The organism is Dyadobacter sp. CY312, from assembly GCF_021390535.1.
Taxonomy (GTDB): Bacteria; Bacteroidota; Bacteroidia; order Cytophagales; family Spirosomataceae; genus Dyadobacter.
Genome location: NZ_JAJUXG010000018.1, coordinates 124,390 through 148,243 on the forward strand (window position 1 = coordinate 124,390; position 23,854 = coordinate 148,243).

Annotated in this window: 17 protein-coding genes; 3 read left to right on the forward strand and 14 right to left on the reverse strand. The window is 43.1% G+C overall.

Annotation, left to right across the window (positions count from 1 at the left end; genetic code table 11):
* The first annotated feature begins 24 nt into the window (after positions 1 to 24).
* Positions 25 to 705, forward strand: coding sequence for a type 1 glutamine amidotransferase domain-containing protein (locus tag LZG71_RS23910; protein ID WP_233824707.1), 681 nt, complete (start codon positions 25 to 27; stop codon positions 703 to 705).
* Positions 706 to 788: 83 nt separating this feature from the next.
* Here LZG71_RS23910 and rfbC read toward each other — a convergent pair whose 3' ends face one another.
* A complete protein-coding gene (gene rfbC, locus LZG71_RS23915) occupies positions 789 to 1,334 on the reverse strand; it encodes a dTDP-4-dehydrorhamnose 3,5-epimerase (protein WP_233824709.1) in 546 nt (181 codons plus the stop codon).
* A gap of 107 nt (positions 1,335 to 1,441) precedes the next feature.
* Between rfbC and pyrF the strand changes: the two genes are divergently transcribed.
* Both pyrF and lysA read left to right on the forward strand, forming a co-directional pair.
* Complete coding sequence (pyrF, locus tag LZG71_RS23920) at positions 1,442 to 2,269, forward strand: orotidine-5'-phosphate decarboxylase (RefSeq protein WP_233824711.1); 828 nt, start codon at positions 1,442 to 1,444, stop codon at positions 2,267 to 2,269.
* Between the two features lie 48 nt (positions 2,270 to 2,317).
* Positions 2,318 to 3,547 carry a diaminopimelate decarboxylase gene (gene lysA / locus LZG71_RS23925; protein WP_233824713.1) on the forward strand — a complete coding sequence of 410 codons (1,230 nt, stop codon included), beginning with the start codon at positions 2,318 to 2,320 and terminating at the stop codon, positions 3,545 to 3,547.
* 126 nt (positions 3,548 to 3,673) lie between these two features.
* Here the strand turns inward: lysA and LZG71_RS23930 are convergent, their stop codons facing one another.
* The 13 genes from LZG71_RS23930 to LZG71_RS23990 all read right to left on the reverse strand — a co-directional run bounded on the left by LZG71_RS23930 (position 3,674) and on the right by LZG71_RS23990 (position 23,825).
* Complete coding sequence (locus tag LZG71_RS23930; RefSeq protein ID WP_233824715.1) at positions 3,674 to 4,822, reverse strand: cellulase family glycosylhydrolase; 1,149 nt, start codon at positions 4,820 to 4,822, stop codon at positions 3,674 to 3,676.
* An 84-nt stretch (positions 4,823 to 4,906) separates the two neighbouring features.
* Positions 4,907 to 6,976: a hypothetical protein gene (locus LZG71_RS23935; protein WP_233824717.1), complete on the reverse strand. Its 2,070-nt coding sequence runs from the start codon at positions 6,974 to 6,976 to the stop codon at positions 4,907 to 4,909.
* A 69-nt stretch (positions 6,977 to 7,045) separates the two neighbouring features.
* Positions 7,046 to 7,891 (reverse strand): sugar phosphate isomerase/epimerase, encoded by an 846-nt coding sequence (locus LZG71_RS23940; RefSeq protein ID WP_233824719.1) that lies wholly within the window; start codon positions 7,889 to 7,891, stop codon positions 7,046 to 7,048.
* A 131-nt stretch (positions 7,892 to 8,022) separates the two neighbouring features.
* The gene (locus tag LZG71_RS23945; protein WP_233824721.1) at positions 8,023 to 9,141 is read right to left on the reverse strand and encodes a Gfo/Idh/MocA family protein; all 1,119 of its coding nucleotides are present in this window, start codon (positions 9,139 to 9,141) and stop codon (positions 8,023 to 8,025) included.
* A gap of 159 nt (positions 9,142 to 9,300) precedes the next feature.
* Positions 9,301 to 10,035, reverse strand: a complete 735-nt coding sequence (locus LZG71_RS23950) for a ThuA domain-containing protein (RefSeq protein ID WP_233824723.1) — start codon at positions 10,033 to 10,035, stop codon at positions 9,301 to 9,303.
* Between the two features lie 58 nt (positions 10,036 to 10,093).
* A complete protein-coding gene (locus tag LZG71_RS23955) occupies positions 10,094 to 13,630 on the reverse strand; it encodes a PVC-type heme-binding CxxCH protein (RefSeq protein ID WP_233824725.1) in 3,537 nt (1,178 codons plus the stop codon).
* A gap of 181 nt (positions 13,631 to 13,811) precedes the next feature.
* On the reverse strand, positions 13,812 to 14,510 hold the full coding sequence (locus LZG71_RS23960) for a DUF3823 domain-containing protein (protein ID WP_233824727.1): 699 nt from the start codon (positions 14,508 to 14,510) through the stop codon (positions 13,812 to 13,814).
* Positions 14,511 to 14,537: 27 nt separating this feature from the next.
* Positions 14,538 to 16,427, reverse strand: a complete 1,890-nt coding sequence (locus LZG71_RS23965; protein ID WP_233824729.1) for a RagB/SusD family nutrient uptake outer membrane protein — start codon at positions 16,425 to 16,427, stop codon at positions 14,538 to 14,540.
* 19 nt (positions 16,428 to 16,446) lie between these two features.
* Positions 16,447 to 19,956, reverse strand: a complete 3,510-nt coding sequence (locus LZG71_RS23970) for a TonB-dependent receptor (RefSeq protein WP_233824731.1) — start codon at positions 19,954 to 19,956, stop codon at positions 16,447 to 16,449.
* A gap of 221 nt (positions 19,957 to 20,177) precedes the next feature.
* Entirely contained in the window at positions 20,178 to 21,305 is a 1,128-nt protein-coding gene (locus LZG71_RS23975) for a FecR family protein (RefSeq protein ID WP_233824733.1), read from the reverse strand.
* Positions 21,306 to 21,400: 95 nt separating this feature from the next.
* Positions 21,401 to 22,021 carry an RNA polymerase sigma factor gene (locus LZG71_RS23980; protein WP_233824735.1) on the reverse strand — a complete coding sequence of 207 codons (621 nt, stop codon included), beginning with the start codon at positions 22,019 to 22,021 and terminating at the stop codon, positions 21,401 to 21,403.
* A gap of 239 nt (positions 22,022 to 22,260) precedes the next feature.
* Positions 22,261 to 23,331 carry an aminotransferase class V-fold PLP-dependent enzyme gene (locus LZG71_RS23985; RefSeq protein ID WP_233824736.1) on the reverse strand — a complete coding sequence of 357 codons (1,071 nt, stop codon included), beginning with the start codon at positions 23,329 to 23,331 and terminating at the stop codon, positions 22,261 to 22,263.
* Positions 23,332 to 23,465: 134 nt separating this feature from the next.
* Positions 23,466 to 23,825 (reverse strand): four helix bundle protein, encoded by a 360-nt coding sequence (locus LZG71_RS23990; protein ID WP_233824738.1) that lies wholly within the window; start codon positions 23,823 to 23,825, stop codon positions 23,466 to 23,468.
* Between the last annotated feature and the right edge of the window lie 29 nt (positions 23,826 to 23,854).

The following is a 23,854-nucleotide window of genomic DNA, read 5'->3' on the forward strand; positions in this document are numbered from 1 at the left end:
GAAGTATACTTCCGAAACGACGCCATGAAAGTTCTAATCGTTTGTACCAATCATGATACCTACCCTACCAAATCCGGAAAGACCGGCCTGTGGTTAAGCGAACTCACGCATTTTTATGATGTAATGGTGAGGCGAAAAGTGTTGGTTGATATTGTAAGTCCAGTAGGAGGCAAAATTCCCATTGACGAACGTAGCTTTGATCTGAAAGAAGAGACCAACCACAAATATTGGGAGGATAGCGTTTTTCAATCGAAGATCAGTAACTCGCTTACACCCGATCAGATTGATGCCAGAGATTACCGACTGATCTACTTCGCGGGGGGGCACGGGGCAATGTGGGATTTGACGGACAACCTCGCATTGCAGGAAATCACAAAACGTGTGTATGAAAATGGCGGAACAGTAACAGCAGTATGCCATGGGGTATGCGGCTTGTTGAATGTAAAGCTGTCGGACGACTCATTGCTTGTCCAAGACAAGTACATTACAGGTTTTTCCAACATGGAAGAAGCACTGAACAGCTTTGTTAGCGAAGTACCGTTTTATCTGGAAGACAAACTGAAAGAACAGGGAGCGCATTACACCAAATCCATGATTCCCTTCATTGAATTTATAGAGCTGGATGAGAGGATCATTACCGGACAAAACCCTCACTCGGCACGAAAAGTGGCTTCCAAGGCGCTGGAAGAACTGTTCGAAAAATAGAAATTTGCTTTATTAAAATCAGGAATAGCGCAAAGATCAATCTCTGCGCTATTCCTGACTTTATAATATTGTTGTTTGGTTGATCAACTTTTGATCTCCCCGAACAGAACTTTCAAAGTTGGCAAAATAATATCCTTTTCTGACACAATCGGATTTTCAATTCCCCAATCAATTCCCAGCTCAGGATCGTTCCATAACAAACCAGACTCCGACTCTTTGTTATACACATTGGTGCATTTGTAACTAAAAATGGAATCTTCCAGAGCTACAAAACCATGTGCAAAACCTTCCGGCACATAAGCCATGTTGTTAAGATCCGCTCTCAGGTCAAATATCTCATGTTTCCCGAAAGTTGGTGATTCAGGACGAATATCTACTGCAACATCCAATACTCTTCCGGAAATAACCCGAACCAACTTACCCTGTGCAAACGGAGCTTTTTGAAAATGTAATCCTCTTACTACTCCTTTAATAGAAAAAGACTGATTATCCTGCACAAAGTTGGTAGGAAGTCCCAGTTTTTTAAACAATCCTTCATTGTAGGATTCAAAAAAAAGACCACGTTCGTCTTCAAATACGCGTGGAGTTATTTCAACTAAACCCTTGATGGATGTTTCCCTGATCTGCATAGGTGCTTCGAATTACTGATTGTTATTATGTTAATTACTGATATCTCTCCGCAAATTTATGAATCTATTGTCATAGGTTGTAATTTCGGCGCAATATTTCGAGAATCATGACTTATAAAACACTGTTTGACCACATTTCCAGTAAGAAATCGTACTTGTGCGTAGGCCTGGACACCGACATCCGTAAGATACCATCCCATTTATTAAAGGAAGCGGATCCTGTATTTGCCTTTAACAAACAAATTATTGACGCCACTGTTGACTACTGCGTTTCTTATAAACCAAACATTGCTTTTTACGAAGCAATGGGAGGAAAAGGCTGGGAAAGCTTGCAGAAAACAATGGAATATATTCCTGCTTCTCACTTCACCATTGCAGATGCCAAACGTGGTGATATAGGAAATACATCTGGTTTGTATGCACGCACTTTTTTCGATCCGTCTTCATCAGGGCTCGATTTCGATTCGGTAACCGTTGCTCCTTACATGGGAAGTGATTCGGTGTTACCATTTCTTGAATTCGAAGACAAATGGGTCATCTTGTTAGCACTTACTTCAAACTCCGGTGGAAGTGATTTCCAACGGATTGAATCGGATGGCAAACCCTTGTACGAGCACGTACTCCGGAAGTCGCAGGAATGGGCCGGAGCAGATCGTATGATGTATGTGGTAGGTGCTACTCAGGCAAAAGATCTTGCACATATCCGGACAATTGTACCTGAGCATTTTCTGCTTGTACCAGGCGTGGGCGCTCAGGGCGGGAACCTGGAAGAAGTATCCAAATACGGCATGAACAGCCACTGTGGCTTGCTGATCAATGCATCCAGAAGCATTATTTATGCAGGAAACGGCACCGATTTTGCAAAAAAAGCAGAAGAAGAAGCCAAAAGTATACAACAGGAAATGGCTGTTTATCTAGACAAATACTGTATCTAATATTAGAAGCTGAACCAAATTCTCTCATTCAATACCCATTCATTTTCGATGCAACTTTCTGACCAGAATCAATATACAATCCAGGGAATAGACCCAACTCAGCTTACAGAAAAATTTGGAAGTCCGCTTTATGTTTATGACGGCGCCACCATTCGCCGCAAAACAGAAGCATTGCAACACGCGTTTGCGGGTGTGAACATGAAAATTAAGTTCGCCTGTAAATCCAATACAAATCTTGCTGTTCTTCGTCTGATGAAGGAAATCGGCGTGGAGCTTGACGTCGTTTCGCCAGGTGAATTTGAAATGGGCAAGCTGGCAGGATATGATGCGAGTCAGATTACATTTACGCCAAGCGGTGTTCCTTTCTATGAAGTGAAAGAAGCGGTGGAAGCAGGTGCGCTTGTGAATGTGGACAGCCTGCCATTACTTGAATGGTTCGGACAAACATTTGGCAATACCAAGCCTTGTCTTATTCGTATCAAACCCAACGTTGCAGCCGGAGGGCATGAAAAGATCATGACGGCTCATGCTGATTCCAAATTCGGAATTTCAGTATTGTTACTTGATGATATTCTGGAAATTGTAAAGAAGTACGATATCAAAATCATCGGCTTACATCAGCATACTGGTTCTGACATCAAAGATGCTGAGCCATTTCTGCAAGTAGCCGATATACTTTTTGAAACTGCGAAACATTTCCCCGATCTTGAAATCGTTGATTTGGGTGGTGGCTTTAAGGTTTCCTATATGCCTGGCGATGCCGTGACAGATATGACATTACTTGGAAACAAAATTTCAGAACGTTTCAAAAAATTCTGTTCAGAATATGGAAGAGAGTTACAGCTTTGGTTTGAGCCAGGCAAATTCCTGGTCAGTGAATCAGGGTATTTGCTGGTAACCACAACAGTTGTGAAAGAAGATCCTGCGAGAAATTTCGTGCATGTGGATTCAGGATTGAATCATTTGATCCGTCCGATGATGTACGGTTCTTACCACCACATCCTGAACGTATCCAATCCGACTGGCGAGGAAAAGCCGTATAACGTGGTTGGTTATATATGCGAAACAGATACGTTTGCCTCTGACAGAAACCTGCCCGAAGTAAGACAGGGAGACACGCTTGCGTTCCTCAATGCCGGAGCCTACGGATTCACAATGAGTTCTAACTACAATGCACGTTTCCGTCCGGCCGAGGTTTTGGTTGATAACGGCGAAGCCCGCCTGGTACGCCGCCGCGAAACCCTGGAAGATCTTTTGCTGACGCAGCAGGGATTATAAATAGTTAGCCACAGATACACGGATTCGTGTGCATCAATGACCAAAAAATTAGCCACGAATACACTAATTAACACGGATAAATATTCGCGTTAATTAGTGCATCAGTGGCAAAATACCTCAAAAACCTTACTTCGCAGCCGTCAGACTTTTAATCAAATCCACTTCTGCCTGGCGGTATGGCGTTCCGTCTTTGCGGAAAATATCATGGAACCAAAGGTCTGGCTCCTTGGTATATGTTTTCTTCCAGCTATCCCATGGATATATCGTTTGCGATTTACCATCAACTAATCCCCAGTTGATAGCTCCTACGTTGTACTTTTTAGCAATGGGTAAAAAGCCTTCGAAAAAGCTTCCGTTTCCACGAGACATGTATTCGGTGCAAATCAGCGGACGATCATATTGCTGCAATTGCTTGATACGTTTTTCAAAATCCTCCGGTTTGTCATAATTGTGGAAAGTAATCACATCAGATTCATCAATACTAGCCTTTTCAATCGGTTTCAAACCTTCGTAAGTCGCCCAGTCACCTGCCCATATTCCGGCAGTTAATGGTTGAGACGGATCAGCAGCGCGCGCCCATACGAACGCATCTTTCATTAAAGGCAACACATAATCCACCTTGTTTGGAAGTTCCACTTTACCATAAGAGCTGGTGTTTGGATTATCGGGCTCGTTCCAGATATCCCAAGCCAATATACGGTCATCATTTGCGAATTTCTTCACAGTTCCGTTAACATATCTTGCCAAACGAGGATATTGCGTACTGTCTTTCAAAGCTTCCAATCCCGGACTTTGTACCCATCCTGAATTGTGCACGCCCGGCTTAGGAGCACGTTGTGTACCCAACTTTGGAAACGGATCCCAGCAAGAGTCGAATAATACAAACATAGGTTTGATGTTATGCTTTTTCGCAATATCGAGAAACACATCTACTCTTTTGAAAAAACCGGCTGAATCCTGCTCGTAAAGCAGGTCATGCAAATAAACACGCATGGTATTCATTCCTATGCCAGCCGCCCAACCGAGTTCGCGATTAATGGTTGCTGTATCGAAAGAAGCTTCCTGAAACATTTCCAGCTGATTGATTGCAGTACTCGGCAGAAAGTCGGCACCAACTACCCAGCCTTGCTTTCCGTACCATTCTTTCGCCTGTTCTTTAGTCCATATTTCACGGGTAGCTGCGGTGGCTTCCTCTTTTTTCTCCTCCTTTTTTGCACAATTCTGAAAGGTTAACCCAATCAGCAATGCACCCATTGTTAGTTTTAAAAATTTCATTGATTAAAGGTTAAAATGGTAATTTGACTTTTTTATAAAAGGTACCCGCCCCTGTTTTCTATCATATCGGGTCTTAAAAAGTTATCAATCCAGCCACACAATCTGCGTGAAAGCACCGTTGGCAGCTACATCCCAAACTTCAATCCGAAGCCATTTCCGATCTTTCATATTTTTGGTAAAGGAAAAAGTCTTTTGTCCAAAAGCCTGGGTATCGTTCAGGTTGATCACATCATGAAAAACCTCTTTTCCATCACCCGAAATGATCTCAGCACGATTCAGCGGGAAAGTCCAGTTGGCACCCAGCGAAATTTCGACATTACCTTTTTTATCCACTTGTGTAGATTCTCCTGCACCGACACCGTTTACCGTGAAAGACGGCAAAAGAACTTCACCGGTCGACACAAAAAATTTCCCTTTCTCCAAAACGTCCAAAACCGGTTGCCAACCCTCCTTAAATTGCGGCAACTGATCCATCTGTAAATAATTGACATTCAGATGTCCATACAGCTCGTAATTTGGTTCAATCCGGAAAAGGTCTGCCTCGGCGATCACGTATTTCTTTTGTCCCCAATTGGCCATATCGTCCATCAGGTCAAGTACACGTTTACCAAGTTTTGGTTGTGACAAATCTGCCGGCATGGCCTTCCAGGCGGCTCCTAAAAACCTGTCGGATTTATAAAACGCCTCTTCCTTATACTTATCAGGGTAACCGGTTGAGCCTTTTGTACGGGCATGAGCAGTCCAGGCAAGTCCTTTTTCCAATTCAAGCAGTTTCAGCATTTCTTCTTTATTGCCAATCCTATATAGTTTCCCATATTCAGGATGATCTTCAACAAAAGGCTGATCTTTCTCCCTTGACATAAGCCAGTAAACCGGCTTTGGAAAAATATTCATCCAGTGCCCGCCAAAGAAATTGTTGGGCTCTTCACCCGGTAGTAATAGAAAATTACCACCTGATAGCCGCTCGCATTCATCAAACATCGTCTTCAACTCAGGCCATCTTTTGGCTTCCGGTCCACGCGGACTGCCCGGACCGTGAAACTCGCCCAGGTGAACAATGTTGACACCTGTGTTACGGAATGCTTTCACGAAACCCGGCATTTCTGGCAAAGGTTTTCTGGTGAGTACATCGTCCGAATGTTCCTGATGAAAATGACTGGACATGGTGTAGTAACCCGGCAACGGCGCGTAAGTATCGTTGTGCGTAAATGCCTTCACATTTTCCAATACTTTCCCATCCTTCTCTGCACTTAGCAAGCAAAAGAAATTGTAGCGCTGCTGTGTGTTTGGTGGAGCGTTGAACCAGGGAACCCACCGCCTGTCGCCCAGCAAATCGTGTCGAATACCTATTCCAAATCCTGGAATCAACGTCCGATAATTTTCTCCATACCATACGTGTTCCAGATTATAGCAGTTGTCTAACGGATAAAAATACTGATGCGGAGCTGGGAAAATGGCAAGACTTCCTTCCTTTCCCTCGCCAATAATGGTGCGGTATTTAACCGCCATCATTTCCACGGTATCCATTTTTACAGCTTCCGTATTTCTGATGTAACTGTCAGTATCTGACCAAAATATTTTCTTCCACGGCACTTGTTTCCCCACCAGTGCGGCATCGTAAATGACTGCCAGTGAGTCCACCTTGGTGTTCATCACAGCGGCTACATTCATCAATGGACTACCGTTGTAAAGCGTTACGTTGTATGAACCCGAAAAAGGCCCTGCTGTTGCTCCGGATACAATAATTTCAGTTTGAGAACCGGAGGTTACCACTTTGAGCCCAGACTTATCCAGCTTTACCGGATAACTCGAATATTTCTGATAGGCTGTTTTATCAAAGAAAATATTCCAACCGTTTTGGGAGATCAGATCCCGTTTCCCTACGGTAAGAATGACTGCCGGATCCAGCTTCTCAGCAATGGTTTTGTATTTACTTTTTGTGCCAATCTGAAGACTGCTGAATAGTGGTTCAGTCTTTCGTAAATCCACCACTATTTTTCCAGATTCCAACTCGCCCGTTGGCCATTCAATAGTAAAAAGGTTTTCATTCTGCGAAATTACAACGCCTGATTTTTTGTCGAATCCTTTTGTATCAACCGGAATCTGAGCGTTGCAAACATTCGCAAACAAGAGAAGCAAAACTAATATTCTCATAAATGGTCATTGTTAACAGCTTGCCGTAACCTGGCTCACTTGATGAATACGATTCGCTTTAAAACGTTTTTAAAATATCTGCTTGTAAAAAGCAAGTCCTTCACTAGCTAACTCGTCAGCACTATTGGCCAAAGGCCGCCAGATACACGCGGCCCTTGCAAGTTCTTTGGAAGGCTGGCCGAATGTTTCGATTACCACTGCGCCGTCGTAACCAATTTCTTTCAACGCTTCACTGATGCCCTCCCATTCCAAATGACCCGTTCCCGGCGTTCCGCGGTCGCTTTCATTTCCTTGTACGTGACAAAGTAAATCCTTGCCTATTTTGCGGATTGATGTCGGAATATCCTTTTCTTCTATGTTGGAATGGAAGGTATCCAACACGATTTTCAGGTTAGGACTAGCAACTTCCTGCACAATAGACAGTGCCTGATCGACCGTATTGATCATGTCCGTTTCAAACCTGTTGAGCGGCTCCAATCCTACCACCACACCGTGATCCGCGGCTATTTGCCCGATCTCAACGAGTGTATTCACACACCATTCTCTTTCCTGTTTTTTTTGTTCGTCCGAAACCAGTCTTGTTTTCCCGACAGCAGAATAAACCGGCCCGCCGAAAATTGGGCTGCCTACATCCTGCGCAATTTTAATGCAGTCGATAATATATTGTTTCCCAAGTTGCCGGAATTGCGGTTCGGTGCTGGAAATGTCCCGTTCCGTACCAAAAGCTCCGCTGATCGTAATTTTAAGGTCGAGATCCCGGGCAATCTCTTTGATCAGTTTCCAATCGATGATACTGGTATTTTCGACGGCTATTTCAATAATGTCATAGCCCATGTTTTTAACCTTAGTCAACAAATCAATATTCTCCGTTGAGAATGGAGATACCCAAATGAATGTACTTGCTCCGAATAACATGGTTTGGTATAATTAATAGCCATGGGCGATGCCCATGGCTAAAGAGATGGAAGCCTTTCAGGCTAATACTTTATTAGACTTGCCAGGTCTTAAAGGGATGCACAGACTTTGTAAGCCCATACTGCAAGTCTTTACTCTTCAAAACTTGGTACATCTACACGAATACCGCCGTTCATAGCCGACTCGTGTGCACAAATTCCGGCGCAGGTATAGTTGGCAGCAAGCGCCGCGTCCACAGCTGAGTCACGTCCTTCGACAATGGCCGCTACGAACTCCTGAACCAAATGCGGGTGTGAACCACCGTGACCTGCTCCCTGCAAGAACGACACGTGATTTGGATCGTCAATTTTTTCTCTTCTTGTAAAATGTTTGATCGGCTCAATGAGCAAGTCATCTGTATCAGGAATTGCAACACGTTTAGCATTTTCGCCTCCGTCAAAAATGATGTGCTCTTCGTCCTGCAGCTGTTCCCATTCAAACGACATTTTGGTCCCGTAAACATCGTAGCTTTCGCGGTATTGACGTACCACGTCGAACAATGAGCGTGTCGCTTCTGCAACCACATCCGAATTTTTAAGGGTGAACGTGGCCGTTTCAACAGCAAACGGAGAGCCATAACGGCTTGCCAAATCCTCAGAAAGTCTTCCTGAGCCGTGGCAAACCACCGTTTCAGCAATGGTATTATTGATTTTTAAAAGCGGCGAAATAGCATGTGTACCGTTCAGCATTGGCGGGTATCCCTTCCAGTATTCTCCCCATCCGTCCATGCTCATATCCTGAATGTGTGAACCGCGTACAAACTGGATGCGTCCTAATTCGCCCGTTTCAACCAGTTTCAGACCGTACAGAAACTCGCGTGTGTATAATGCAGTTTCCATCATCATGTATACCTTTTTAGCGCGACGTTTTGCATCTACAATAGCAATGCAGTCTTCTTTCGTCATCGCCATTGGAATGGTACATGCTGTGTGCTTCCCGGCGTTCAGCGAGGCTAATGTCATTTTAGCGTGTTCAGGAACCGGCGTCACAATGTGAATTGCATCCACGTCTTCTCTTTTAGGAACATCTTCAAAATGTTCAAATACCAGATCAGGATCCAGATTAAATTTGGCAGTCAGTTCATCCCGGGTTTCTTTGCTGCGGGTACAAATTCCCACTGCTTTGATATTGGGGTGACTTTGATAAATGGGTATAAATTCTTTTCCAAAACCCATACCAACGATTACGACTGTGATTTGCTTCTGACTCATGTTTTTTATTTTTATTGGAATGATAATATTTCGAACGAATTCCATGGGTGTTGCCACAATTCTATGGTAACTACTCATGGTTCCATGGGCGTTGCCCATGGCTCAGGGATTTCACCCTTTCAGGGCTGTTATGTTAACTGTAAACTAAAAACTCAGAGCTTACTTTCCCGCCGCCCACTTCACTGCATTGCGTAGTATAGTTTTGTAAGGCTCTATGGTATGCGACTCAGCATCATGACCCAGAGCAATCCCTACAATACGGGCTTTGGGATATTTGATGATTGTAATGCTTGGAAACACGTCATCCGCTTCCTTAGCCTTTGCTGTCGCCAACACTTCAACAGGTGTACCGGAAGGGTCAGTTTTCAGATAGTACAACTCATCTTTCAAATTGAAAGTGGCCGGCACCCCTTTCATCACAGGATGTTTTTTGTTAACCACGGTCACATCAAAAGCACCGTATTTATTGTGACCTCTTGATCCGCCTCCAACCAGTTTTTGGTTGTATTCCGGCCAGTCTTTCCAGTTGTACCAAAGTGCCGGATGTGCCAGTATAAGTCCTTTTCCGGCATCTGCAAAAGCGAAAATTGCCTTTCTTGTTGCCTCATCTTTGATCGGTTGATTATTGCTCAGAAGAAGTACATCTACACCACCCAATTTTGACAATATGGTTGTTGGATCGCTGGTGTATTCCACCGTAGCAAAGCCATCTTTTTGAAGCGTGGCCACGTCTTCCTGCTTATACCAGCGATCGAAATCGTGCGATTCTCCACCACCTACAAGAAGTACCCTGATGGTCTTCTTTTTATCCGGACGATCTGCCTCTGCTTTCGTTTCAGCTATACCAAATGCGAACAGAACAACCAGGCAAACTTTGAAAATTGAATTGATCATTAAAAAAGAAGTTAAGTAGTTATAGTAGTTAAGAAGTTAGGGCTTGAATTCTCCCAAATTATTTGGTTACCCGGATAATTCCGTTCATTCCACGCCAGTGACCCGGGAATGTACATACAAACGGATAGTCGCCAGGTGTGTTTGGAACTGTAAATTCCAGTGTTGCAGTTTCTCCGGTACTGATCAGTTTGGTGTTAAACAAAACCTCAGGAATTGAAGGAACGTATTGCTTATCGGCAGCTTTCGGATCTCTCAACATATCATCCGCAGCTTTCCCTACTTTTTGCAAAGAACCCGGTTTGATGATCAAAAGATTGTGCTGCATTCCATCCGGGTTTTCCAGATTGATTACCACTTTCTGACCTGCTTTCAACGTAATGAGCTTTTTGTCAAATTGCAGCATTTCAGGCACCACTTTCAGTTCGATAACTGCTGCATCAGACGAAGTTCTAGCTGGTTTTTCCTTTTTGACCTCTGCCGCAGCCGAGTTATTGCTATCCGGACGGTTTAGTTCCAGCGATGCCTTTTGAAAATTACCTGCAAAGCCGAATCTTCCTTCGTAATCGCCCAATTTGTCTTCTCCTTCAACATCTTCACCTGTTCTGAAAGAATTGGAAAGCCGAGCAGCGAACAACATGTGTGCTTTCCCTTCGGCAACCTGTTTGCCATCAATATCAATGGTGATTTTACCTGATTTCAATAGACGTGCAACCACATCAAACTTTTCCGGAAGCGGCTCACTGGTAGCAGCCTTGCTTATCATGCCATGTTGTTTTACAGACATAATCAGTTTTCCGTTCTGAATATACAATGCGTATCCGCCATCTTTTCCACCTTGTCCGGCGACGAAACCCTGCAAGTCTCTGTTCTTATCTTTGGTAACGCTTGCCTTGATCGTTATTTCTTTTCCTGAAACATCAGGCGGGAATTGAAGCGTGTTTCTTCTTCCCAACGGATAAACTTCTTTGTATAAGGCAGCGGCAATTTGCTCACTGAATTTCGACTTCAGTGTATTCTTTTCAGCAGCAGCCAAAAATCCTTTTTCATGTGTAATTGCAGCGGCTAGCAAAGCCTTAGACAACCAACCGTCTTTTGCATTTTGCTCATCCAATGAAGCCTGATACACTGCTTCACCAATTTTCTCTGACGCCGGTAATTCTACCAAAGCAAGAAAAGCAGAAAGTCTGGTATTCAGATTCGGATCTTTCATCAGCTGTTGTAATGCACCGAAACTCTGATCGTTTTTCGGCAGAACAGTCGCAGCCGCTTTACGTACACCTGCAGCCGGATGCGATAGTGCTTTGTTCACAACCTGCAAAGCTTCCGCATTGGAACCATCTAGTACACCCAGTCCATGTAAAGTCCACAATGCATGCACAGCCGGACCATTCAGTCCTATTTCATCTACTTTCGGATTCGCAATGATTTTGTACAGATCAGGAAGAACAGATAATTTCTTAGACTCAACCAAGAGACGCTGAGCCGTCATTCGCCAGAACATATTATCGTTTTCAAGCGCAGCAACTAATCCCGGCAGATCATCCTTCGAAAGTTTTAAAGCAGGCGCTTTTTTAGCATTCTTGTAAACAACTCTATAAACACGACCGTGATTCAAATCGCGCATTGGACTACTAAATGCGTTTCCTGGTCCGTGAGGCTGATCTTTAAACGGAAGAATGAATTCCGCAGGCGATTGAGCTGGAACAAAAACGTTATGCTGAATGATGAAGTTATACCAGTCGGCAACCCAGATAGCTCCGTCAGGACCAACTTCTGCCTGCACAGGACCAAACCACTCATCAGAACTAGCCATAAAATTCCAGCCGTCTTTTTCCTTAAATCCGGCACCGTCTGGCTCGATGATGGATTGGTGTACCAAACGAATTGTAGGTTCAGACACAAAAGCAATGCGATTCCAATACTCTTTCGGGAAATTTCTTGCAGTATAAAAATGATGTCCGGCAGCAGAAGTAAAACCTCCTACCACATCCACCTGACGTAAATTCGGCGTCATGGAATGGGCATCATAATGTCCGTCAATTTTTTGTACAGCCTGTATGGATGATTCTTCTCCTGCAACGGCACGTTGTAAATATTTGGCCGGCATCGAATAATAGGCACTATGCGTATTGTTGGCGGTAGACAAGAAAACGTTGTTGTCTTCAGTCACGCCAAGTCCCCAGGTATTATTGCTGCTGCTTCCAAGGTAAGCAAAGTCTTTTCCATCAGGTCTGAAATGGTAAACACCCTGACCGAAATTATATGGTTTACCTTCGATTGTTCCCTTAAAACCTGAATAACCATTTACACCCCATATTTTGTTGTCAAAGCCGTAAAGCAAATTGGACGGCCCAGCGTGGGTATCGTTTTTACCCCAGCCTGTCATGATCACTTCGCGCACATCGGCAACATCATCCCCGTTGGTATCCTTCATGAAAACAAAATCAGGAGCCATGGAAACTATAATCCCGCCGTTTGAGAAAACCATACTGGTTGGGATATTCAGTTTGTCGGCAAAAACAGTGAATTTATCAGCCTTGCCATCACCATCTGTATCTTCACAAATCTTGATACGGTCATTGGCTGCACCGTCGGTTTCCTTGAAGGTATTTGGATAATCAACCGATTCAACCACCCAAAGTCTGCCCCTTTCGTCCCAAGCCATGGCAATAGGATTTGTAATGTCCGGCTCTTTTGCAAAAAGCTGAATTTCGAAATCAGCAGGAACCTGAGTCAACTTATTGGATTCGGCAGGTGAAAGTGCATCTTGCATTTTGGGCACTACATGGCGCTTTGTGTATTGAGCAATCGTATCTGAGTTGTATATATCAGGATTCGGAATATTCAGGGCTTTAATCTCATTCTGAACCTTGTCGCCCATCGCCCACAATACACCATTTCTTACCAGATCCAGGAACCCACGATTGGTCCACGTGGCATCATCATGACCATAAGCTGTGTAAAAAACACGTCCTTTCCCTTCGTTTCTCACCCATGTGTAAGGTTCGTGGTGATCGCCTTCCACACGTTCACCCAAAACGGTCTTGTCCGGATTCAAATTCTTATGAACATAGGTTTCGTCAAACGTTTCGAAATCCGTAATTCCTTTCATCACAGGATGATCAGGTTTCAGGATTGTATTTTTAAATGTACCTACTTTATGCGATTCAAACTGCCCACCGATTGTTTTGATATACCAATCTGAATTTTTGAAACATCCTGCCGCAGAATGCAACGGAATGAGACCTTTACCTCCCTGCACAAATGCTTTCAAAGCACTTTCCTGAGACGCAGACAAGGTGTCGTGATTGGCATAAATGATCAGACCGTCGTATTTTTTCAGATTTTCAGGATTGAGATCTTTCAGGTCGACGGTGTAAGTCATATTTATTCCGCTCTGGAACAACTTAATCGCCATCCACGGCGCATACTTACCAGAATCGTGGTGTTTGCTATTGTGTCCCAGAAACAAGACCTCCGCCCGGCGACCCTCCTGTTTGGCATTTCCTGTCTTTCCACCCGCGTTACTCATTTTATTATGAGCACAACCTATCGCAAGCAACCCTAAAAATAAAACGGCGATGTACTTCCTCATTAAAACATTCATTTATATCAACAATTTTTGGCATGAAAAACCTTACTGTCCACGGAGCAAAACATATCTAACAAAGTGCAACCAAGGCAAATATTACTTGTTTAAAAACCATCACCGGACTTGTTAAAGAACAGTCGGCTGCAAGTTTGCATTTTACAACCGACTGCTTTAAAGACACTTATTAAAGATCAATTTTTTGAACCGGGGAAAAGATCATATCCTCGACATCCTTAATTTTTACCCCAACCCTTGCATATACGTAATCCTGAGTTGGTACTATTGCGGGTACGTTTGTAGAGATGATAATATTATTAAGGTCCTTGATAGTAGCCCCGTCCACATCAGTAACTCCAATGTTGACAGCTCTCGAAACGTGTTGGGTTTTACTGATATACAGTGAAACTCTTTCCACGTCTTTGGCATTGGCATCCGTTATAATTTTTTCCAGCTTGGCCAAAACTCCTACTTTGTTTTCGCTGCCGCTGAAATTTGCTGTTCTGATCATATAGTAGGGCAACACCTCCACGTCCAGTTTTTGATCTCCTCCAAGGCTCAAATAAAGCGTATCCTTAGAAGTTGCATCCTTTTCAATGGTCCTGAACGGCCCCCTTCCCTTAGGAAAAACCACCTTATAGTTTCCATTAAACAATATTGCCGAATACGATCCCTTCGGATCAACGAAAACGTTGATAGCTCCCAGCTTACCGAAGCCCGGTTGCCATAACTGCATTCCCAAGCCACTTTCCATTCCGATTGGCTCTCCTTTGTAAAGAATCTGTCCGGAGAGTGTTGATTTGGGTTCGGTAAAATTATCTTTTGCACAGGAGAACATGAGCGCAGACAATGCCATTAAATATATAAAATGAGACTTCATCTTCATGATATTTTATCGTTTGAATTGGATCACTTAATGATTTGGATTTCTAACAATCTTAGGATTGTTGTTCACCACCTCATCATTTATGAAAGCATAATAATTCCCCATTTGGAAGCGACCTGCACCAGTTACGCGGCTCAGCTTTGTGACCTTGTAAATCCATTTTCCATTGTTTGGAGAGGCAGGATCATACACTTTGTAAGACCACAGACCCCATGGCTGCGTATTTCTTTTTGTAGCTTTCCCCAGGTCCGTTGAAAGATTAGCTGCGGTAATAGCGTTCCCATCCAAAATCTGATGCGCAATCCTCCATCTTTTCATGTCATAGATGTAGTGACCTTCAAACGCCAGTTCCACACGACGCTCATGCACAATGCGATCGAAAGTAATTTCAGCAGCCTTCAATGGTGTTACCAAACCGGCACGTGCCCGAACCTGGTTCATGTAACCTGCCGCATCAGCCGCCTGACCTAGCTCAAAAGCAGCTTCTGCTGCATTCAGCAATACTTCGGCATAGCGGTAGCGTACAAACCAAACTTCGCTCTGAACACCTCGCTGCCCGGATCCCACAACCGGATCAAGATATTTACGCAGGTAGAAACCAGTTTGCGCTGTAAACTCGAATCCGTCAATTGGTCCGTCAAAACCGACAACCTGTTCAGGTACTGTTTTGCCTGGCAGAGTTTTTTGCGCACCACGGTCATCACCACTCAATATAGTACCGTTTGCTAGCTGGAAACCAGCCCAGATATCCACGTTTCTCCCTTTAAAGGCGGTACCAGGCAACATAACCGTACCAGCCAGACGTGCATCACGGTTTGCAAAAATGTCAATCTGATTATTGTAGTAAATTGGCGCTCCTGCTGCGTTAACCGTTGGGATTGGAGCGAAGGTATTGTCCAGTTTTTCGAATGCCTCTACAAAATTGAGCGATGGATTCAGACGTCCACCTTCCTCTTCTTCTGCCCCATAGCGCGGCTGATTGGAAATTGTAAAACCATGTACCTTACCACTTTTCAATTTAAAATCATCTACAAAAATGACTTCTGAATTGTTGGTCTTGTCATAAAAAATGCTCGAAAAGTTTTCTGACAGATCAGGCTTTTTGGTATACAATACGTACGCTCCGGCATTTCCGTTAATAATTTCCTTCGCCGCTGCCAACGCTTTGGTGTAGTAACCCGTAGCCAGATTAGCAGGAATACCCACTTCGCCACCCGGAAGAGTTACTGCTGGGGTAGTCGTTCCATATTTCGCAATTGATCCCGCGTACAGTGCTGCTCTTGACTGCATGGCCAACACAGCTGCTTTGGTTACCCTCGACTTTTCGCCAACGTTAGCCGGAACAAGTGTTTTGATAGCCTCCGCCTCGCTGATTACAAAGTCATAGATTTCCGATTCCTTGGCACGTGGATGTCTTAAGTACGAAGGATCTCCACTAAAATCGTAGGTCATTGGTTCCAGAATTAATGGAACTCCACCTTCACGTTTCACCATTTCAAAGTAATAGGATGCACGTAAAAAGCGAGCTTCGGCAAGAAACCTTTCTTTTACTTCCGCACTTAGCTTATCCGCCGCAGTACATTTCTGAATGAACAAATTCATTTCGCGGATATAGCCGTAATCCCAGGTAAACTCGTTTCCGTAACCCCAGCCGTTAGACTGAAACATACCATAACTTCCTGCATTGGAGTAAAAGGCTTCATTGTACATGCCCAGGCTCTCCCAGTTTTTGACAGAAGCTATATCGTAATAACGATTGTACAAATTCCCAAGCAACGACAACACCTGACCTTCATCCCCCCAAACCTGTTCCTCCGAGAGCAAGCCTGTTGGTGGTCTGTCTAGGAATGAATCATCATTACATCCGCTGCTCAGGGCGAGCATGATCGTTGTAATTATATAAAATATCTTTTTCATTTCTACGTCGTTAAATATTTTAGATTGAAAGACTTATCCCAACGTTAACAAACTTGTTCTGAGGATATTGAAGACCATTGCCTTCCATAATTTCAGGATCAACGCCAAATTCTTTCAGGTTGTCAATCGTGAACAGGTTATATCCATTGATGTAAACCCTGGCACGCTGCATCTTGATTTTCTCTAAGACCGATTTTGGTAAAGAATAGCCGAACTCGATTGTTCTCGCACGGATGTATTTCACGTTGTGCAGCCAGAAAGTTGAGTTTCTGTTGTAATTACTATGTCCTCCATCGTTGTAACGAAGAGCCGGATATTTACCAGGAACCCACTCACTATTGAGATCATAAATATCTTTACGATGCCATCTGTCAAGGAAAATACTATTCAATGCACCGTCATTCTGGTACGCCCATCTTTGCTCCCAGTTCTGGTTCCATGAATACATGCCAGCTCCCGAAAAATCTGCATTGAATGAAAACCCTTTCCAGCTTACAGCAAAATTCAATCCAAAATTGATATTAGGCTGACCAGTTTCTGTATAACCTATCGGTCTTTCATCCTCACCACTAATTACATTATCACCATTGATATCCTTGTAAATCAGATCACCAGGTAACAACGTCCGGTTTCCCTGTCCATCAATGTTCACAGGGTATTCGTTAATTTGCTGCTGTGACTGGAACTGACCTATTGTTTCGTATCCCCAGAAAATATTGTTATATCTACCTTCGGAAGAATTACGATATTGATTCAGTGAATTGTTGAATACCGGTTTGTATGATTCTTCAAACTTGCTTCTGGTAAAGGATACATTACCACCAACAGAATAGGATACATCTCCTGCTTTTCCATTGTACGTTAGAGATCCTTCCCAACCGCGTTGAGAATCGCTATTCACGTTTTCCTCAGGAAGAGCATAGCCCAATTCACTTGGAACCAACAAATCATACTTTCTGCCAAGCAGACCAGTTCTTAAACGATGGAAGTAATCCACAGTTCCAACAAGCTTGGTGCCTAGCAAAGAGAAATCCGCCCCAACATCAAATATTTTACTTTTAAACCAGGAAATGTTATTGATAATCTGTCCTTTATCACGAGTAGTAACTACTGCATTTCCACTCAAAATTGCATTACCCTGATTGTAATTATATCCGGGAAGGTAAGCATATGGGCTTAATGGTTGATTTGGATCGTTATTGAATAGGATATTATCATCTCCAAGTATTCCATACGAAGCACGTATTTTAAGATCATCCAATATGCTGCGTTCGCCAATTATATTCTTAATAAACTGCTCTTCTGTAACCCGCCATCCGGCAGATGCAGATGGAAAATAACCTACACGACGATCTGGAGCAAATTTCCAGGATGCATCGCGACGGGCAGATGCTTCAAAATAATACTTACCGGCATAGTCGTAATTAACCCTACCGATATAGCCTATACGTGCCAACTGATTATCGGAATCGTTATACGTATCCATATTGGCAAAGTACATGAGAGGCAGCACGTTTGTAGACGGTACCGAGTGAGCCCATTGTTCCTGATCACGCTCTTCCTGACGCTCAGCCACGAAAGTGGCGCCGAAAGTATTTTTACCAAAAGTGTTGTTGTAATTCAACTGTCCCTGATAAACATTTCTGATGATTTTCCTAGTGCGACGTTCCCGCCAAGGGTTTGTACTTCCGCCCGTTACGTTGTAGGTATCGTCCTGTGCATTATAGGTATATGCTTTATAGGTGTACTCATGCCCGTTCATTACCTGATCGGCTATGTAATAGGAATACATCCCCTTAGCAACCAATCCTTTCACACCCGGAATTTTGTATTCAGCATTCATATTGCTTTGCAATACACGCCAAATGTCCGTCTGATATCCGCCCAGTTTTTTATTGTTGTAAGCCCAGTTGGTCTCATTGTGCTTGATATCATTGAGGTAGTCGGGATTATCATTTGCGTAGGGACGTTCAAAAGGACGGTTTCTTAAAATGGCAAAACGCGGCAGCCAGTAATCATCTCCTCCGGGAATCCCCGGCTGGTCACGGATCTCAATACGGCCATTAATCTGAACTCCAATTTTAAGGTTGTCCGTTATCTTGGCATCCACATTGCTTTGAATGTTACTTCTTTCAAAAGTGAACTCGCGACCTAACACTGAATTCTGGCTCAAACGTGTTGCAGAGATGTAGTAAGAAATTTTATCCGAACCTCCGGTCATATTCAGGTTGAGCGAATACAATGGGGAATTACCCTTAACGATAAAATCCTTCCAGTTAAAACTCTGGTAACCAGGCTCAGTTCCTGCCTGATACTTATCAAGTTCCGACTGCGTAATATTGGTCTTACCATACTGGTTCATTTCAGCCTCTGCCCTGCCTGCCATCCATTGATAAGAATCATTTACCACTTTGGGAAAACGTGACCAGTTTTGCCAGCCCGTATACGCATCCAGATTCACCGTATTTTTTGTGCCGTTTTTACCTCTTTTAGTAGTTACAACCACTACCCCATTTGCAGCCCTAACACCATAAATCGCAGCAGATGCGTCTTTCAATACAGTAATACTCTCCACATCATTGGGTGCAATGTTGTTAAACTGGCCTGCATCCTGCTGTATACCATCAATTACATAAAGGGGATTTCCCATATTACGTATCTGAATGTTGGCACTAGCTCCCGGGCGTCCGTCAGGCATACGAAAAGTGACACCCGGTATTTTTCCTGCAAGTCCTGAACTTACGGTTGATCCTCCATGAACACGTTCCAGGTCTTTGCTCGTAACAGTTGCGATAGCACCAGTTAATGACTCTTTTTTCTGGGTTCCGTAACCGACAACCACAACTTCTTCCAACGCTTTATCGTCCACTTTCAGTGTTACATTTACCAAACTTTGAGTTGACGGAATAACGATCTCTGCCGACAAAAACCCTACAAATGAGCACACAACAGTTACTTCTCCGTTTGGAAGTGTAAGAGAGAATTTTCCCTCTGAATCAGATGAAGCACCAATTTGTGTTCCTTTTACCACAATACTCACACCAGGTAATGGCGTTCCGGACTCTTCCTTCACGGTTCCTGTTATCGTCCTGTCAACTATTTTAATTTCAGTTTGTTCTTGCGAAACAATTTCATTCAGCCCTACATCCTTGTTATCTGGTGTAGCGCGACTTGGCTTAATAACAATCAGGTCATCTGTTGCTTTGTACTCCAGTTGTAAAGGATGAAGCAACTCGTCCAGAACAGATGAAAGCGAGCCGTTTTGTATTTTCACGGAAGCTTTTCGCTCCGCTTGAATCAGTTTTGAACTGAAAACAAATTTAACACTCGTCTGCTTTTCTAAATTTCTGAGAATTTTCTTAATATCTTGATTTTCAACATTAATAGTAACCTTCTGACTAAGAGCCGCCTGCCCCTTCCCTACATGTGCCATCGACATACCAACGAATAGATATGCCATGAAACATTGAATGACTGTTATACGCATAAGTGTAAATAGTAAGCCATCAATTGGTCGATTTTTTTTCATATTTTTGAACAGATTTGTTGGTTAGGAGATTTATTCAACAAAATGCTCCCCTGCATCTATTTACGAATAGATGTGAAGTATCTTAACTACTTTACCGGGGGGAATCTTCCGGATCAGTCATGCTCGAACATGACTGATCTTTTTCATTTGTAAAATGTGTTTATACCATAGGCTAAAACGGTTTAGTTTTTTTTAAAATTAAGGGTTTAGGAATATGATTCTTATTTACATCCGTTTCCGGTTATAGTTACCTGATTTTCTCTGATCTCGTATTGCACACCCAGCGCATTACAAATCACTTCCAGTTTTTTACTGAAAGGCTGCCCGACCAATGTAGCATTCAGTGAGCAGTTCCCAACAAGTTCTTTATCGTACGTAATCTTCACGTTATAAGCAGCTTCCATAGCTTCAAACACCTGAGAAACGGGTGTTTCGTCAAAGAAAAAGTTTTGTCTGGAAACATCCCGAACATTCAACACAAGCGGAATGCCCTGCTCCAACTTCAATATCTTACCATTATCCCTTGAAAAGGCGATCTTCTCATCTTTGTTCAGGGTTACTTCTTCGTATTTGGAGTCCTTAGAGCCACCTTTCATTTCGTCAGACATATTGTTGATCGAAAATACAGAAACTGTTCCCGTCTTCACTTCAACTTTAATGTCATCATTGCTTTCAGATGCATCTATCAGGAAACTCGTACCAAGCACCTTTGTTGCGAGCCCGTAGCTATATACCAAAAATGGTTTCTCTTTGTCCTTTGTAATTTCAAAAAATGCTTTCCCTGTCAAAGTTACCTCCCGCCTGTTACGTTTAGATACTTTTGTAAAGCTCAGGTGTGCACCAGGTTGCAATACAACCGAACTCCCATCCGGAAGTATTACCGTCATGGGCTTTTGTGTATCGTTATACTTCTGGACGAACCCTTCTGATTGCTCAGTTTGAGTAACCGCTAAATTGTGCATTCTTCCGGCATCAGTACTTTTATAATAGAACCAGTAGCTGACAGAACCTATACTCAATATCAGAGCAGCCGAAGCTGCTACGCGTACCCATCGCCAATGTGAATCCACCGGCATCTCTAACTCCGCTTGTTTTGCTTCCTCCTGCATAGTGCTCTCCACCATCTTCCACATCTTTTCACTTTGCTGAGGAGCCGGAACGTTCCTTCCTGTATCTTTTGCCAACAGAATTACGTATTCACGCGCTGACTCAACCGTTTTTTTCTTTCCAGGATTGTTTGCCAGAAAAAGCTGCCATTGAATATCACTTTCAGCATCGGGATGTAATACCCATGCAATAAAGTCATCATTTCTGATCAGCTCCGTTAAAGAATACGCGTCATGCTTCATGCCAGTGGGGGTACAGTTCTTCGGTCTTTCAAATATAAAGAGTGAGGAACTTCTGATATGACCCCTTTAAAATGAAATTATTTTCAAGAAAATTTCTAAAATACCAATAACAAGCAGAAAATCAGGCTCAACAGGCTGAGCGAATGGCTATGGGAACGCAGGGAGGTAAGTGCCTTGTACATAAAATTACGCACAGACTTCTCGCTCACACCCATAATTTGAGCAATCTCTTCTGTACTAAATTCTTCGAAGTAGCGTAAAGTAAGCGCTTCAATCTGACGTTCGGGAAGATTGGATAACAACTCCTGCACCTGTCGCGATCGAATCGCAGATGATTCTGTCTCGATCAGTATAGTTTCGGAATTTGAGTCATTGACAAAAAAACGATCTTCACTTGTAAGATCAATATCCTCTGTTACAGGAAACTTATCAATACCAACATGGATCCTGCGTCTAAGCGCGCGATATAGATAAAATTTAATGGAGGTGATATTTTCTGTCAACCCGCTTCTGAGCCGCCAAATGTCAATAAAGACATCCTGGACTGCATCCTCTACAATTGCAGAGTTGGAACAGAGCTTGGTGCCATAGTTATAAAGCGTAGCGTGGTACAAATCGAATACCGAAGTAAAGGCGGACTCGTCGCCACGCCGTATCCCAGCCCACAATTCCTGATCGGTTTTGTTTTTGTTAAACGTTTCGAAAGTGAAGTCCACTTAGTGCGATTTTTTTCTATCGGCTATAAAGCTAGATATATATTCTCTAAATGTTATTTAGTGAAGAAAATAATGAACAAAAAAAGTTTATTTAAGATCAATTTTCACTCATAAACATATGACAAATCAGCAACTAATATCGCATCCATTTCGAGTTAATGGCTTGTTTGGCACACAGACAAAAACTAAAAGAAGCGCAAAGTCCGGAGATTTTGCGCTTCTTCAATATCAAGTAATCATCACAATGCTCCCAACACGCTGATCAATTCTTCAACCTGAGCGACGCTCGTAGCAGGGAAGTTAGCGATTCGAAGCTGAGAATTTTTGAATTGTCCGTAACCACTGCCAATCACCATTCCTTTTTCCTTCACCGCTTTGATGATATCAGCAGATGGTAATTCTGTATTGGTCACGATTACTGTTTGCGAACGCTGTGATTTTTCTTTCACAAAAAGAGAGTAACCGCTTTGTTTTTCTATAAATTTATAAAGCAAAGCTGCCTTTTGTTCAGTTTCTTTACGAATAGTCTTCACACCAATTGTGTTCAGATCTTCGGCTATTTTACCCAACAAATAAATTGCCATTACGTTTGGCGTAGCAGGTGTTTCGTTGGTCAAACTGTTTTTCCAAAGCGTAGGCAAGTCGTTGTGCGCACCTATGGAATATTGCTGACGAATAGTCTCCGCCTTTTTGAGGCATTTCTCGTTCACAATCCAAACACCCAATCCTGCCGGCAAGCCAAAAGCCTTTTGAATAGAGAAAAAAGCGGTATCGATCAGCTTGTAATCCAGATCAGGATACGGAGCCGACGAAACCATGTCTACGGCGATCAGTTTATCTGGATTTTTTTGTTTCAGTTTATGAATTTCCGCAACATTCATCTGCACACCAGAACTGGTTTCGTTGTGTGTTGTACAGATCAGTTCGGCATACTCCGGTACCACTACTTCCGAAGCAGTGAAGCCTTCACCCATCGACTTTTCCTGCTTGTGGGCATATTTGTTCAATGCGTTGGAATAGTCGTAAAACTTCTTTGAAAACGACCCGTTCACAAGATGAAAACTTTCCAACTCAACGCAACTGAACAGAATACGTTCCCAGGCTTCGGATGCCGACCCCAGGAACAGAATTGCGTGCGTATCCGGTACATTCAGCAATGTCCTCAACTGGTCCACTGTAAACTTATGTAAATCTCTGTATTGCTGGCTTCTGTGCGAGATCGAACCAAGCTGATTGCTCACAAAAGTCTGCAAATGTTTCTCAAAAGTCGGATAAAGCGCAGCTGGTCCGGGGGTAAAAAAAGTAAGCATTAAAAAAGAAGTTAAAGTAGTTAAGTAGTTAGTAGAAGGTAGCTTGGGTTTTGGTAGTTAAGAAGTTAAAGTAGTTAGAGGGAGCTAGTCACTCGGGCTAGAAGGAGTTAGACTTTCTGGGAAAATTAAAAAAATCACTTCCCTGATACTTTTGCGGCGTAGCTGTTGAGCAAACGGCTAACTTCTTCAAGCAATAATTTATTTTCTTGGTACACATTTTCTGTTATATAATTCAGGTCTTTGCTCAGTCTTAGGTAATAACGACATTCTTCAAGAGAGCCTTGTGCTATATTGTAGAACCGTGCCTTGTCGGCACGGCCCAATCTTTTGTAACCTTCTGCAATATTTGCAGGAATTGAAATTCCGGCTCGTCTAAACTGCGAAGTAAGACCGTAGATTTCAGAGTTTGGAAACACAGCAGTTAGTTTGTAAGCAGCTAAAACGAAAGCATGCGCTTTCTGCCATACAATCAGGTCCTCAAAAGATTGACTCATTTTCGTTTATGATTAAGATGAAGCGATAC